The sequence below is a fragment of the Rhodococcus sp. BL-253-APC-6A1W genome, from assembly GCF_012843405.1.
GTDB lineage: Bacteria > Actinomycetota > Actinomycetes > Mycobacteriales > Mycobacteriaceae > Rhodococcus.
In genome coordinates, this window is record NZ_JABAFB010000004.1 from 117438 (window position 1) to 132391 (window position 14954).

Consider the following 14954-nt stretch of genomic DNA (forward strand, 5'->3'; position numbering starts at 1 on the left):
TGATCGGTCGGCGACGCCGGACCCCCCGGTCGGCGACATCGGTGACAGGGTATCAAGATCGAATCGGTTGTGCGATGCGGGCGCAGCGACTACGCCCCGTGACTACGGCGGTCAGGCACCCTGCCACACGGTGTCGAACGGCGTGTGCCCCGACACCCGGCCCTTGATGCCCTTGGTGACGAAGTCCTTCGCATTCTGCACCGCGCGAGTGACGTCGGTGCCTTTCGCGATTTCCGCGGTGATCGCGGCGGCGAGAGTGCACCCGGCGCCGGAGACCCGCTCGCTGCCGATCTTGGGTGCCGACAGCAGCGTCACCTCCCGGCCGTCGAACAGCACGTCGACCGCGTCGTCACCGGCGAGTTCGACACCGCCCTTCGCGACGACGTACTGCGGTCCGAGATCGTGGATGCGGCGCGCGGCTTCGACCAGGTCGTCGACCGAGTCGATGCTGTCCATGCCGGACAGGGTGCGGGCCTCGAAGAGGTTGGGGGTCACCACGGTGGCGTGGGGGAGTATCTGGGTGCGCAGCGCGTTGTCGGTGTCGAGTGCCGCGCCGGGTTCCTGCCCTTTGCAGATCAGGACCGGGTCGAGCACGACGTGCCGCCAGTTCTTCTTGCCCAGCGCGTCCGCGACCACGTCGATCGTCGCCGGAGTTCCGAGCATGCCGATCTTCACGACGTCGAGGTCGTGGGCCGCCGTCGCAGCCTGAATCTGGTCGGCGATGACCTGCGGGTCGATCGGTACGAATCGGTGACCCCAGTTGTTCCCGGGGTCGAACGACACGATGCAGGTGATGGCACCGACCCCGTACACGCCGAGTTGCTGGAACGTCTTGAGGTCCACCTGCAGCCCGGCACCGCCGGTGGCTTCCGATCCGGCAATGACGAAGGCGAGATCGACCACGATGAGTTCTCCGTTCGGCTGGGATGATCGCGGATGCATCAGCGATCGTGTAGCAGGCGTCCCAGCCTAACAACCGGGACTACGGAGCCCGCAGGGGTCATCGGGCGAAACGCCCGGTGTGTACGGTCCTCGTCCGGCAGCATGGAGGCATGTGACGGTGTAGGCGAGGGACGATGACACGCTTCTTCGGAGTGATGCTGGTACTGGTGGCAGTCGTCGCTGCCGGTTTCTATTTCGCCTTGCGAGGCCTCTCCGACTCCGATTCGACACGGACCGTCGAAGACACCCGGGTGCTCCTCGACGGCACTCCCACCACGTGCGGCGAACTGCTCGGCGCACCGTGCAGCGTGGCGATGCAGACCACGTACAACCGGATCGCGCCCCGACTCGACGGCTTCGTGCGCGGAGCCGATCTCGGTCCGTGGGCCGCAACGCTCGACTCCGACGAGACGGCCGCCCTCGTCGTCGAAGCGTGCAGCCTGAGCGGTCAGCCGGGGCAGACGCAACTCGAATTCGTCGACCTTGCCCGCGTCCGGCACCCGGAAGTGGGAAGCCCGGCGCTGTTCCCCTTCTGGAATCGTGCACGCGAGGGTCTGTGCCCACCTCCGGCCTGACACACCCGCAGGGCGCGTCCCCGACGTTAGGGTTTCGGGCATGACCGCCTTCGACGATCTCGACGACTACCTTGCGCTGCCGCGTGCCACGAGCCTCGTGATGTCGCCCGACGGCACCCGCCTGGTACTCGCGCAATCGGTGCTCGACGAGAAGGCCACGGCGTACACCGGGGCACTGTGGGAAATCGATCCCGCAGGCCACGAACCCGCCCGCCGGCTGACGCACGGCGTGACGGGCGAATCGAACCCGACGTTCACAGCCGACGGCGACCTGCTGTTCATCGCCTCCCGGGGGGACGGCGACCCGGCGTCACTGTGGAGCCTCCCCGCAGCCGGAGGCGAAGCCACACCCGTGGCCACACGCAAGGGCGGCGTCGCGACGGTCCACGCCGCGGCATCCGCAGATCGCATCGTCGCCACCGCGAGCGTGTTCGGGCACCGGGACAGCGACGACGAACGTATTCGCACCGCACGCGACGACGCGAAGGTGACCGCGACCCTGCACACCGGATATCCCGTCCGCTACTGGGATCGCGATCTCGGACCCGACCGCCCGCATCTGCTGACCGTGCGGGAACGCGGAGACCTGGTCGACCTGACACCCGGCATCCGCGGTGCTCTGCGCGACGCGCAACTCGACGTGGCCGCCACCGGGTCGTTCGCCGTGTCGACCTGGGTCGTATCCGGCCCGCGCGCATCCCGGCGGACCACTCTCGTGCGGATCGACCTCGCTACCGGACTTCGCACGCCGCTCGTCGACGATCCCACCGGGGACGCGCTCCACCCCGTCGTGTCACCGGACGAAACCCGGCTCGCCTTCCTGCACGAGACGGCGGGCGATCCCGACACGCCCCTGAAGACGACGGTGCGCGTACTCGACCTCACGGACGGCACCACCACCGTCGCGGCACCCGGATGGGACCGGTGGCCCACCTCGATCGCATGGCTACCCGACGGGTCCGGACTCGTCCTCACCGCAGACGACCACGGACGCGCCCCCATCTTCGTACTCCGCTCGGGAGCCGACCGCCCCGACGCACTCACCGGCGGGGACGAGGCCTACACCGACGTGCGTGTCGCACCCGACGGCACTGCTCTGTACGCGCTGCGCGCCTCGTATCGCATGCCGCCGCACCCCGTCCGCATCGCTCTCACCGGACCCGACGCGGGCACCGTGACCCCGTTGCGAGCCCCCGCGGACCTACCGGAGCTTCCCGGTAGGCACACCGAGATCACCACGACCGCCGCGGACGGAACCCCGCTGCGTGGATGGCTCGTGCTGCCGCACGACGCGACGGAGGGCACGCCCGTCCCACTGCTGCTGTGGATTCACGGTGGACCGCTGGGAAGTTGGAACACCTGGTCGTGGCGATGGAATCCGTGGCTGATGGTCGCGCGCGGATACGCCGTGTTGCTCCCGGATCCCGCACTGTCCACCGGGTACGGCGAAGAGTTCGTCCTGCGAGGCTGGGGCCGGTGGGGAGCCGAACCGTACACCGACCTCATGGCGATCACCGACGAGGCCGTCGCGCGACCCGACATCGACGCCGACCGCACCGCGGCGATGGGCGGATCGTTCGGCGGCTACATGGCGAACTGGGTGGCCGGGCACACCGATCGGTTCCGCGCGATCGTCACCCACGCGGGTTTGTGGGCGCTCGACCAGTTCACGCCGACCACCGACGTCGCCTGGTACTGGCAGCGGGAGATGACTCCCGAGATGGCCGTGGAGAACTCTCCGCACCTGTTCGTCGCCGACATCGTCACTCCGATGCTGGTCATTCATGGTGACAAGGACTATCGCGTGCCCATCGGAGAGGCGCTACGGCTCTGGTACGAGTTGCTCGACGAGTCGGGGCTGCCCGCGGAGGACGACGGAACCACGGTGCACCGGTTCCTGTACTTCCCGTCTGAGAACCATTGGGTCCTCAGCCCCCAGCACGCCAAGCTCTGGTACCGGGTGGTCGAGGCGTTCCTGTCCGAGCACGTTCTGGGCCGGCCGGTCGAACTACCGGAGCTGCTGGGCTGAGGGCCGTTCCCGTGCGGGCACCGGCGGCGGTCCGGGATACCGGCAGCGGCCGACAGCCCGTGTCCAGGCGGTTTGTGCTCGACGCTTACGATTGCCTGGTGACCAGTGCGCCAGAGAACCCCCAGAATCCCGCAGATGCCCTCCCCAAGAGCTGGGACCCCAGCGCTGTCGAGGCCGAGCTCTATCAGGGGTGGGTGGACGCCGGTTACTTCGAGGCGGACCCGGGAAGCGACAAGCCCGGCTACTCCATCGTGCTCCCGCCCCCGAACGTCACGGGCAGCCTGCACATGGGTCACGCGCTCGACCACACCCTGATGGACGCGCTGACCCGCCGCAAGCGCATGCAGGGCTGTGAGGTGCTCTGGCTCCCCGGTATGGACCACGCGGGCATCGCGACCCAGACCGTGGTGGAGAAGCAACTCGCCGTCGACGGCAAGACGAAGGAAGACTTCGGCCGCGAACTGTTCATCGACAAGGTGTGGGAGTGGAAGCGCGAATCCGGCGGCACCATCCAGGGGCAGATGCGACGTATCGGCGACGGCGTCGACTGGTCGCGTGATCGCTTCACGATGGACGAGGGTCTTTCCCGCGCCGTGCAGACGATCTTCAAGCGCATGTACGACGACGGCCTGATCTACCGTGCCGAGCGCCTGGTCAACTGGTCACCGGTGCTGCAGACGGCGATCTCCGACATCGAGGTCAAGTTCGAGGAGGTCGAAGGCGAACTCGTGTCGCTGCGCTACGGCTCGCTCGACGACGCCGAGCCGCACGTCATCGTCGCCACCACCCGTGTCGAGACGATGCTCGGTGACACCGCGGTCGCGGTGCATCCCGAAGACGAGCGCTACAAGCACCTTGTGGGAACCACGATCTACCACCCGATCACGGGACGCCAGATCCCGGTGATCGCCGACGCGTACGTCGATCCCGAGTTCGGCACCGGCGCTGTGAAGATCACCCCCGCGCACGATCCCAACGACTTCGAGATGGGTCTGCGGCACAACCTGCCGATGCCCACCATCATGGACAAGACCGGCAAGATCGCAGACAGCGGAACACGTTTCGACGGGATGGACCGTTTCGAAGCACGTGTGAAGATCCGTGAGGAACTCGCCGAACAGGGCCGCGTCGTCGCCGAGAAGCGTCCGTACGTCCACAGCGTCGGCCATTCCGAGCGGTCCGGCGAGACCATCGAGCCGCGCCTGTCGATGCAGTGGTGGGTGAAGGTCGACAAGCTTGCCGAAACCGCCGGCGACGCAGTGCGCAACGGCGACATGGTCATTCATCCCAAGAGCCAGGAACCGCGCTGGTTCGCCTGGGTCGACAACATGCACGACTGGTGCATCTCGCGGCAGTTGTGGTGGGGTCATCGCATCCCGATCTGGTACGGCCCCGACGGCGAAGTGCAATGCTTCGGCCCGGACGAAACCGCACCCGAAGGCTGGGAGCAGGATCCCGACGTCCTCGACACCTGGTTCTCCTCCGGACTGTGGCCGTTCTCGACGATGGGCTGGCCCGACAAGACGCCCGAACTCGAAAAGTTCTATCCCACCAGCGTTCTCGTCACCGGCTACGACATCCTGTTCTTCTGGGTCGCCCGCATGATGATGTTCGGTACCTACGTCGCCGACGACGACGCGGTGAACGGCGGCAAGGTGCCGTTCAAGGATTTGTTCCTGCACGGACTGGTCCGCGACCAGTTCGGCAAGAAGATGTCGAAGTCGCGTGGCAACGGCATCGACCCGCTGGACTGGGTGGACCGCTTCGGCGCCGACGCACTGCGCTTCACCCTCGCGCGCGGCGCGAACCCGGGTGCCGACCTCTCCGTCGGCGAGGACCACGCACAGTCCTCCCGGAACTTCGCCAACAAGCTGTTCAACGCCACCAAGTTCGCGCTCATGAACGGCGCCGTGGTGAGCGAGATCCCGGCCCGCGACGACCTCACCGACGCCGACCGGTGGATCCTCGACCGGCTCGACCAGGTGCGCGCCGAGGTCGACGAGGCCTTCGAGAAGTTCGAATTCTCCAAGGCGTGCGAGGCGCTGTACCACTTCGCGTGGGACGAAGTGTGCGACTGGTACCTCGAGCTCGCCAAGGTGCAGTTCGCGGACGGTGACGTCAGGAGCGCGCACACCAAGGCCGTGCTCGGAACCGTGCTCGACCAGTTGCTGCGGATGCTGCACCCGGTCATCCCGTTCGTCACCGAAACGCTCTGGAAGGTGCTCACCGGCGGCGAGTCGCTGGTGATCGCATCCTGGCCGGTCGCGAGTGGCGTGCCCGCCGATGCGGACGCCCTGCGCCGCGTCGAGGACATGCAGAAGCTCATCACGGAGATCCGCCGGTTCCGCAGCGACCAGGGCCTCAAGCCGTCGCAGAAGGTCGCGGCCCGGCTCGAGGGGATCGACGGTGCCGACCTCGTCGCCCAGGTTCCCGCGGTGCGGTCACTGGCGCGTCTCACCGATCCCGAGGACGGATTCGCAGCGACGGCGTCCATCGAGGTCCGTCTGTCCCGCGCGACCGTCACCGTCGAGCTCGACACCTCCGGCAGTATCGATATCGGAGCCGAAATCGCACGTCTGCGTAAGGATCTCGCCGCGGCGGAGAAGGATCTCGCGGCGACCTCCGGCAAGCTGTCCAACGATGCGTTCCTGGCGAAGGCGCCCGAACCGGTCGTTGCGAAGATCCGCGCGCGCAAGCAGGTCGCCGAGGAAGAGATCGCTCGCATCGACGCGCGACTGAAGGAGTTGGGCCAGGCGTGACCACCGATAATTCCGGGGGACCGTCCCCGGTCGACGTCGCCGAACTGGCGCTGGTCGAGGCGGAACTCGACCAGCGCTGGCCCGAGACCAAGATCGAACCGTCGCTGGCGCGTATCGCGGCGCTGATGGACATTCTCGGCTCGCCGCAGAACAACTATCCGTCCATCCACGTGGCGGGCACCAACGGCAAAACCTCCGTCGCCCGGATGATCGACGCCCTGCTGACCCGGATGCATCATCGCGTGGGCCGCACCACGAGTCCGCACCTGCAACTCGCGACGGAGCGCATCAGTATCGACGGCGCGCCGGTGTCACCGCGCACCTATGTCGACACCTACCGCGACATCGAACCGTATGTGCGCATGGTCGACGAGCAATCCGAGGCGGCCGGCGGACCGAAGATGAGCAAGTTCGAGGTGACCACCGCGATGGCGTTCGCGGCGTTCGCGGACGCACCGGTCGACGTCGCAGTCGTGGAGGTGGGCCTCGGGGGACGCTGGGACGCGACCAACGTGGTCACCGGTCAGGTCGCGGTGATCACCCCGATCGGAATCGACCACACCGGATACCTCGGTGAGACGCTCACCGAGATCGCGGGGGAGAAGGCCGGAATCATCAAGAAAGCCCGGGGCGACGACCTGGTCCCGCGCGACACGGTCGCCGTCATCGCGCAACAGGAGCCCGAAGCGATGGACGTCCTGCTCCGGCAGACCGTCGAAGCGGATGCGGCCGTTGCTCGTGAAGGCTCCGAGTTCGCGGTGGCGCGGCGTGCCGTGGCCGTCGGAGGTCAGCAACTCGACCTCCAGGGGCTCGGCGGTGTCTACACCGACATCTTCCTGCCGCTCCACGGCGAGCACCAGGCGCACAACGCCGTGGTGGCCTTGGCTGCCGTCGAAGCGTTCTTCGGCGCCGGCCCGCAGAAGCAACTCGACGTCGACGCGGTGCGCGAAGCCTTCGCCTCGGTCGTCAATCCCGGACGCCTCGAGCGCGTGCGCAACGCTCCGACCGTCTTCCTCGATGCAGCCCACAACCCGCACGGCGCGAAGGCGCTCGCGGCCGCGCTCGCCGACGAGTTCGACTTCCGCAAACTCGTCGGCGTGGTCAGCGTCATGGCCGACAAGGATGTGGCAGGTCTCATCGAGGCGCTCGAACCGGTCTTCGACGAAATCGTCGTCACCCATAACGGCTCGCCCCGGGCGATGGACGTCGAGGATCTCGCGAATATCGCTGTCGCGCGGTTCGGCGACGAACGGGTCGTCACCGCGGAGACACTGCCCGACGCGATCGAGACCGCGATCGCGATTGCCGAGGAAGTCGGCGAACCCGGTGAGGCAGTATCGGGTGCGGGCGTCGTGGTGACCGGCTCGGTGGTGACCGCAGGTGCTGCCCGCAGTCTGTTCGGAAAGGAACCCGCGTGACCAACCAGAACCCGGCGGAACCGGAGTTCGGACCGCCGACCAAGGACCCCTGGAAGGGTTTCCGGGGTGTGATGGCCGGAACCCTCGTTCTCGAAGCGATCGTCGTACTGCTGGTGCTGCCGGTGATCGCGACCCTCGGCGGCGGCCTGACCGCGCTGTCGGGCGGGTACGTCGTCGGACTCGCGGTGCTCATGATCCTCGGGGCAGGGGTGCAGGGACGCTCGTGGGCGATTCCGTTCAACCTCACGCTGCAGGCTCTCGTCCTGCTCGGATTCCTCATCGACCCCGCGCTCGGCGCGGTCGGCGTGCTCTTCGGTGTGGTCTGGGCATACCTGCTCTACCTGCGGAAAGACATCAAGGATCGTGAATCGAGGGGTCTGCTACCGGGCCAGCGAGGCTGACCTCTACGCTTGTCGCGTGACTGAGCGCACCCTTGTACTGATCAAGCCCGACGGCGTTGCCCGCCGTCACGTCGGAGAAATCCTGTCGCGCATCGAGCGCAAGGGGCTGGACATCGTGGCTCTCGAGCTCCGTGTCGCCCCTGTCGAGGTCGCGGCGGCCCACTATGCGGAGCACGAGGGCAAGCCCTTCTACGACTCGCTGATCGAGTTCATCACCGGTGGCCCCCTCGTGGCCGCGGTGCTCGAGGGCCCGCGCGCGATCGCGGCGTTCCGTCAGCTCGCCGGCGGAACCGATCCGGTGGAGAAGGCCGTTCCGGGCTCGATCCGGGGCGATCTCGGCCTCGATCCGGGTGAGAACCTCGTCCACGGATCCGACTCCGCCGAGTCGGCCGAACGCGAGATCGCACTGTGGTTCCCGGCCCTCGCCGGTAACTAGTCCACCCACGGTGGCGGCCGTTCTGCTGGCGCCCCGGTGTCGTGCGGAAACCGTCCGCGACGACACGAATCAACGTTCCCGATATCGACCGACGGCGCCCCGCGGGGCGCCGTTGGCGTATCCGCGCACGCCTGTGTGGGATACTGGGGAAGGTTGCACCGTGCGAAACCCGTCCGGGGCGACCGAACGACATCACGGATCGATGCCCGACATCGCTGTGGCCGAGGACGAAGGAACCACCTCGCTCCGCGACATGCTGGATGTTCCGGCGCTCGAACCGCGATCAAGCCAGGCATCGCTCGGCCGTGCAGTGATAACGGGCACCGGACGGCCGTGTGATGCGAGACCGGATGATCTCGCGCCCCCAGGCGCGGGCATACAAGCAGCGCCCTCGCGTGGCCGCTCACATCGCACGAGTCGGTGATGGACGCGCCCGGGGGCTTAGGAGACTTACGTGGCCGATCAAGAGCCGCCGGAGAACAATTCCATCGAATCCGCGGACGTCGTCGCCGACGGCACCGAGGTACCGAACCTGCCCGCGAAAATTCGCGTGCACGCGCTCGCCAAGATGCTGGGACTCACCAGCAAGCAGGTGATCGCAAAGGCCACCGAACTCGGGACTGCGCTCAGCAGTGCGCACGCCACGCTGCACCGCGACGCCGCCCGAGAGGTGTACGCCGCACTGAGCGGCGCTTCCGAGCCGGTCGCTCCTGACGGACGCACCGAGGCTCAGGCACCTGAGGCCCAGGCACCCGAGGATCCGGCCGCCGAGGCGCCGGGCGACACGACGCTCGCGCACATCGAAGAGCCGGTGCTCTCCCCGGAGCCGAAGGTCGCGGACAAGGACGAGCCCGTCCAGGAGACGTCGATCGGTGGACCCACCGGTCTGTTCACATCCCCGGAACAGCACACCCCGTTGTTCGCGCCGCCGGAGCCGGTAGCCGACACGGTCGCCGCACCGCTGTTCCTGCAACCGGTCGCGCCCGCGCCTGCGGACGAGGACGCCGACGACGAACCGGTTCGTCCGCGCCGCCGCCGCGCCCGCCGAGGCGCAGCGGCGAAGGACATCGACGAGCAGACCGTCGAGAAGAACGCAGAGAAGACCGCAGAGAAGACTTCCGGGAAAGCATCCGAGACCACGTCCGACAAGGTCGCCGGAGCCGAGGCGCCGGCCGAGCAGGTCGACGAGGCGCCCGCCCGCGATACGGGCTCCGACGGCGGCCGGGCCCAGGGCCCGGACGATGACGATCAGGACGAGCATCCCCGTCGCCGCCGCCGTGGACGTCGTGGCCGTGGCCGTGGACGCGGTGACAGCGGCGAGAACGATCAGCACGACGACACCTCCTCCGAACACGAGGAGAAGAGCGGCAAGGACGACGACCGGACCGAGACCGGCCCCGCGGCCGACTCGGGCGACGACCGGCACGGCAAGCCGGCTGCCGCCGACGAGGAACCGTCGGACCAGACCAAGACGGACCAGACCAAGACGGACCAGACCAAGACGGACCAGAGCAAGTCGGACCACGCCGACTCGGACGACGACTCCGAGGACGACGAGCACAGCGACGGCACGTCGCGTCGCCGTCGCCGCCGTCGTCGCCGCCGCGGATCGGCCGATTCCGACACCGACACGTCGGGCGACGACGATGCAGTTCCCACCGTCGTGCACGAGCGGGAGCCGCGGCCCAAGGCGCGCGTCAAGGACGAGGTGCAGGGCATCAGCGGCTCGACGCGCCTCGAAGCCAAGCGACAGCGTCGCCGGGACGGTCGGGAAGCCGGCCGTCGCCGTCCCCCGATCCTCACCGAGTCGGAGTTCCTGGCACGCCGTGAGTCCGTGGACCGGGTCATGGTGGTCCGCGAGCGCACCTCCGGTGCCCATGCGGGAATGACGCAGGTCGCCGTGCTCGAAGACGGCATCCTCGTCGAGCACTTCGTCACGACCTCCGGGTCGGCGTCGATGGTCGGCAACATCTACCTCGGTCGCGTGCAGAACGTGCTGCCGTCCATGGAAGCCGCCTTCATCGACATCGGACGCGGCCGCAACGGCGTGCTCTACGCCGGTGAGGTCAACTGGGAGGCTGCCGGCCTGGGAGGAAACTCCCGCAAGATCGAGCAGGCGCTCAAGCCGGGCGACATGGTGGTGGTCCAGGTCAGCAAGGACCCCGTCGGCCACAAGGGCGCGCGTCTGACCACCCAGATCAGCCTGGCCGGCCGATTCCTCGTCTACGTCCCGGGTGGATCGTCGACCGGGATCAGCCGGAAGCTGCCGGACACCGAGCGCAAGCGCCTCAAGGACATCCTGCGGGAGATCGTTCCGGCAGAAGCCGGGGTCATCATCCGCACCGCCGCCGAAGGCGTCAGCGAGGACGAACTGGCGCACGACGTGACCCGTCTGCAGTCGCAGTGGGACACGATCAGCGCCCAGGCCGACAAGGTGCAGGCCGAGGCCTCCGGGCAGCCGAAGGCGCTGTACGAGGAGCCCGACCTTCTTGTGAAGGTCGTCCGCGACCTGTTCAACGAGGACTTCTCGAAGCTGGTCATCGAGGGCGACAACGCCTGGAACACGGTCGAGTCCTACATCCGCACGGTCGCACCCGACCTGCTGCCGCGCGTGGAGCGGTACCGCTCCAACAACTCGGTGGACGTGTTCGGTGCTCACCGCATCGACGAACAGCTGGCGAAGGCGCTCGATCGTAAGGTGTGGTTGCCCTCGGGCGGCACGCTCGTGATCGACCGCACCGAAGCAATGACCGTCGTCGACGTCAACACGGGCAAGTTCACCGGCTCGGGAGGCAACCTCGAGGAAACCGTCACCCGCAACAACATCGAAGCGGCGGAAGAGATCGTCCGTCAGATGCGGCTGCGCGACATCGGCGGCATGATCGTGGTCGACTTCATCGACATGGTGCTCGAGTCCAACCGCGACCTGGTGCTGCGCCGTCTCACCGAAGCCCTCGGACGGGACCGCACCCGCCATCAGGTGTCGGAAGTCACCTCACTGGGCTTGGTGCAGATGACGCGCAAGCGTCTCGGTACCGGTTTGGTCGAGGCGTTTTCCACCACTTGTGAGCACTGCAACGGACGCGGCATCATCGTGCACTCGGAGCCGATCGAGTCCAAGCCGCACGAGGAGTCGACGCGTTCGCAGGGCGGCGGTTCGCGGCGCAAGCGGGGGCGCGACAAGAGTGCTCCGGAACCCGTCGCCGAGGTGGTCGTGGAAGAGACCGTCGCCCCGGCACCCTCGCAGGAGGAGCTGGCCAGGCGCGCGGCTCATCCTGTGGCGCTCGCCATGGCCTCGCACCACCCGGAGCACAGCGATTCCGACTCCGCTGATGCTGCTGTGGCCGACTCCACCGACGCTCCTGTCGCCGAGTCCGCGAACGCGGGAGCAGACGCTCCGGCGACGCAGCCACCGGCCGGCCAGGAGGGCGACCCGGTGAAGATCTCCGAGCCGTTGCGGGCAGCCGATCCCGGCCGGATCGCCGACGCCGCCCGGAGCGAATCCGGCACCGGAGAGGACGCGACTACGGTCACGACCCCTGCGGACGAGCCGGAGGAGGTCGCGGAGGAGATCGCTGCGGCCGAGGCTGCGGTCGCGAAGTCGGCCCCGAAGAGTGTTGAGGCGGAGCAGGTTTCCGCGCCGGAATCCGACTCGGAGCCCGCTCCCCGTCGTCGTCGCGCGCGCCGTGTGGCACGCCCGGCAGCACCTGCCGGGGACGCGGACGCCGCTGCGACGGTGTTCGTCCTGCCGGCCCCGGCCGCCGACTCGACGCCGGTGACGCCTCCGGCCACCACGCCGGTGTCGACGCCCGAGGACGCGCCTTCGAGCGCCGACGAACCTGCCGTCAAGGTGGTCCGCAGGACACGTTCACGGCGGGCTGCGGGACGCCCCGCGGGTCCGCCCGTTGACGCCGAAGCATGACGGGTCTCCCCGGACCGGCAGAGACCGGTCCGGGGAGCTCGGCCCGGTTTGACCCTGGCCGCCACTTTCCCGTAATCTTGTTCAGTCGCTACTCGGCGATACTGCCCAGCCGCGCCTGGACTCAGGATGGCGGCGGGACCGAGTAAGCACCATACAGACCAGTCGCGACCGCAAGACTGTGGCGCGAGCACGTTCGAAGAAGCAAGGGGTAGCCGTCCGATGGCAACGTACGCGATCGTCAAGACCGGCGGTAAGCAGTACAAGGTCGCTGAAGGCGACCTCGTCAAGGTCGAGAAGATCGAGGGTGAGCCCGGCGCTGCTGTCTCGCTTGCTCCGGTCCTCGTCGTCGACGGATCCGAGCTGACCACCGACGCCGACAAACTGGCGAAGGTATCGGTCACCGCCGAGATCGTCGAGCAAACCAAGGGCCCGAAGATCCACATCCACAAGTTCAAGAACAAGACCGGGTACCACAAGCGCCAGGGCCACCGTCAGAAGCTGACGGTCGTCAAGGTCACCGGCATCAAGTAACTCGAGCTTCGAGCTTCAACCCCCAGGAGGGTTCGTCATGGCACACAAGAAGGGTGCATCAAGCTCCCGTAACGGTCGCGATTCGAACGCCCAGCGCCTCGGCGTCAAGCGTTTCGGCGGCCAGTCCGTCAGCGCCGGTGAGATCCTCGTGCGTCAGCGCGGCACCCACTTCCACCCCGGTGTGAACGTGGGACGCGGCGGCGACGACACGCTGTTCGCCCTCGAAGCGGGTGCTGTCGAGTTCGGCACCAAGCGTGGACGCAAGACGGTCAACATCGTCCCGGTCGCGGCAGACGCCTGATCTGCCGTCCGAACAGGACACTGCGAGGGTTTCCTCGCGACATACTCCCAATAGGGGCGGGCCAGGGTCGCACACACCCTGTCCCGCCCTTGTTGGTTTTCCACACAGCACGTTTCGCCAGTACATATCGGGAAGCTTCGCCAGTTCTCGCACGGAAAGAGGTCCATCCATGTCCCGCTTCATCGACCGGGTTGTGCTGCACGTCAGCGCCGGTAAGGGTGGCAACGGTTGCGCCTCCGTCCATCGCGAGAAGTTCAAGCCCCTCGGCGGCCCCGACGGCGGCAACGGAGGAAACGGCGGTGACGTCGTCCTCGAGGTGAGCGGCAACGTCCACACACTGCTCGACTTCCACTTCCACCAGCACGCGAAGGCAACCAACGGCACGCAGGGTGCCGGTGGCAACCGCAGCGGTGCCAACGGCAACGACCTGGTGCTCGAGGTCCCGGACGGAACCGTCGTGCTCGACACCGACGGCAACGTCCTCGCCGACCTCGTCGGCGTCGGCAGCCGGTTCATCGCTGCGCAGGGCGGCCGAGGCGGACTCGGCAACGCGTCCCTTGCCTCCAAGGCGCGCAAGGCCCCCGGCTTCGCGCTGCTCGGCGAGGAGGGCGAAGAACGTGAACTCGTCCTGGAACTGAAGTCCGTCGCGGATGTCGGTCTGGTCGGGTTCCCGTCGGCCGGCAAGTCGTCGCTCGTGTCCGTGCTGTCCGCGGCCAAGCCCAAGATCGCCGACTACCCGTTCACCACGCTCGTTCCGAACCTCGGTGTGGTCCAGTCCGGCGACACCACCTTCACCGTCGCCGATGTGCCCGGACTGATCCCGGGCGCAAGCCAGGGCCGCGGTCTCGGCCTCGATTTCCTGCGGCACATCGAGCGCTGCGCGGTGCTCGCGCACGTCGTGGACTGCGCGACCATGGACCCGGGTCGCGACCCGATCTCCGACGTCGACGCCCTCGAAGCCGAACTCGCGGCATACCAGCCCGCGCTGTCCGGCGACAACAGCCTCGGTGACCTCGCGGACCGGCCCCGCATCGTCGTCCTCAACAAGGCGGATGTTCCCGACGCCGCCGAACTCGCCGAGTTCGTCCTGCCCGAGTTCGAGAAGCGCGGCTGGCCGGTGTTCACCGTGTCCGCGGTGACCCACGAAGGTCTGCGGCCCCTTACGTTCGCGCTGGCGAAGATGGTCGAGGAGTACCGCGAGGCGCATCCGCCCGCGGAGCCCACCCGTCCGGTGATCCGCCCGATCGCGCGCAACGAGACCGGCTTCACCGTCGTTCCCGATCCCGAAGTTCCCGGTGGATTCATCGTGCGCGGCGAGCGCCCGGAGCGCTGGGTCCGCCAGACGGCGTTCGACAACGACGAAGCCGTCGGCTACCTCGCCGACCGGCTGGCACGGCTCGGCGTCGAGGCCAAGCTGGTCAAGATGGGCGCGCAGCCCGGCGCCTCGGTCACCATCGGTGACGTCAGCTTCGACTGGGAGCCGCAGACCGCAGCCGGTGTCGACGTCGTGCGCACCGGGCGAGGCACCGACGCCCGCCTGGACCAGGTCGATCGCGTCGGCGCCGAAGAACGCCGCCATGCCAAGAAGGTCCGTCGGGGTCTCGCTTCCGACGACGACGACTTCTGATCTTTTCGAGGAG

11 protein-coding genes are annotated in these 14954 nt (G+C 67.8%); 10 read left to right on the forward strand and 1 reads right to left on the reverse strand.

Translation table 11 applies throughout. The features are described from left to right. Positions 1-111: 111 nt before the first annotated feature. Positions 112-903, reverse strand: coding sequence for a bifunctional hydroxymethylpyrimidine kinase/phosphomethylpyrimidine kinase (gene thiD, locus HF877_RS07185; protein ID WP_169620711.1), 792 nt, complete (start codon positions 901-903; stop codon positions 112-114). A 173-nt stretch (positions 904-1076) separates the two neighbouring features. Between thiD and HF877_RS07190 the strand changes: the two genes are divergently transcribed. The 10 genes from HF877_RS07190 (at position 1077) to obgE (ending at position 14941) form a co-directional block, all read left to right on the forward strand. Further along, positions 1077-1517 (forward strand): hypothetical protein, encoded by a 441-nt coding sequence (locus HF877_RS07190; RefSeq protein WP_169620497.1) that lies wholly within the window; start codon positions 1077-1079, stop codon positions 1515-1517. A gap of 40 nt (positions 1518-1557) precedes the next feature. Next, complete coding sequence (locus HF877_RS07195; protein WP_169620498.1) at positions 1558-3546, forward strand: S9 family peptidase; 1989 nt, start codon at positions 1558-1560, stop codon at positions 3544-3546. Positions 3547-3641: 95 nt separating this feature from the next. Further along, positions 3642-6305 (forward strand): valine--tRNA ligase, encoded by a 2664-nt coding sequence (locus tag HF877_RS07200; protein WP_206036802.1) that lies wholly within the window; start codon positions 3642-3644, stop codon positions 6303-6305. Continuing rightward, a complete protein-coding gene (locus tag HF877_RS07205) occupies positions 6302-7723 on the forward strand; it encodes a folylpolyglutamate synthase/dihydrofolate synthase family protein (protein ID WP_169620500.1) in 1422 nt (473 codons plus the stop codon). The genes HF877_RS07200 and HF877_RS07205 overlap by 4 nt, the downstream gene beginning before the upstream one ends. Further along, positions 7720-8124, forward strand: coding sequence for a DUF4233 domain-containing protein (locus HF877_RS07210; RefSeq protein WP_296550941.1), 405 nt, complete (start codon positions 7720-7722; stop codon positions 8122-8124). The genes HF877_RS07205 and HF877_RS07210 overlap by 4 nt, the downstream gene beginning before the upstream one ends. A gap of 16 nt (positions 8125-8140) precedes the next feature. Next, positions 8141-8560 carry a nucleoside-diphosphate kinase gene (gene ndk / locus HF877_RS07215; RefSeq protein WP_169620501.1) on the forward strand — a complete coding sequence of 140 codons (420 nt, stop codon included), beginning with the start codon at positions 8141-8143 and terminating at the stop codon, positions 8558-8560. Between the two features lie 454 nt (positions 8561-9014). Continuing rightward, complete coding sequence (locus HF877_RS07220) at positions 9015-12482, forward strand: translation initiation factor IF-2 N-terminal domain-containing protein (protein WP_169620502.1); 3468 nt, start codon at positions 9015-9017, stop codon at positions 12480-12482. A gap of 219 nt (positions 12483-12701) precedes the next feature. Next, complete coding sequence (rplU, locus tag HF877_RS07225; protein WP_072698676.1) at positions 12702-13013, forward strand: 50S ribosomal protein L21; 312 nt, start codon at positions 12702-12704, stop codon at positions 13011-13013. A 37-nt stretch (positions 13014-13050) separates the two neighbouring features. Beyond that, positions 13051-13314: a 50S ribosomal protein L27 gene (gene rpmA / locus HF877_RS07230; RefSeq protein ID WP_169620503.1), complete on the forward strand. Its 264-nt coding sequence runs from the start codon at positions 13051-13053 to the stop codon at positions 13312-13314. A gap of 169 nt (positions 13315-13483) precedes the next feature. Continuing rightward, positions 13484-14941, forward strand: a complete 1458-nt coding sequence (obgE, locus tag HF877_RS07235) for a GTPase ObgE (RefSeq protein WP_169620504.1) — start codon at positions 13484-13486, stop codon at positions 14939-14941. The last annotated feature ends 13 nt before the right edge of the window (positions 14942-14954 follow it).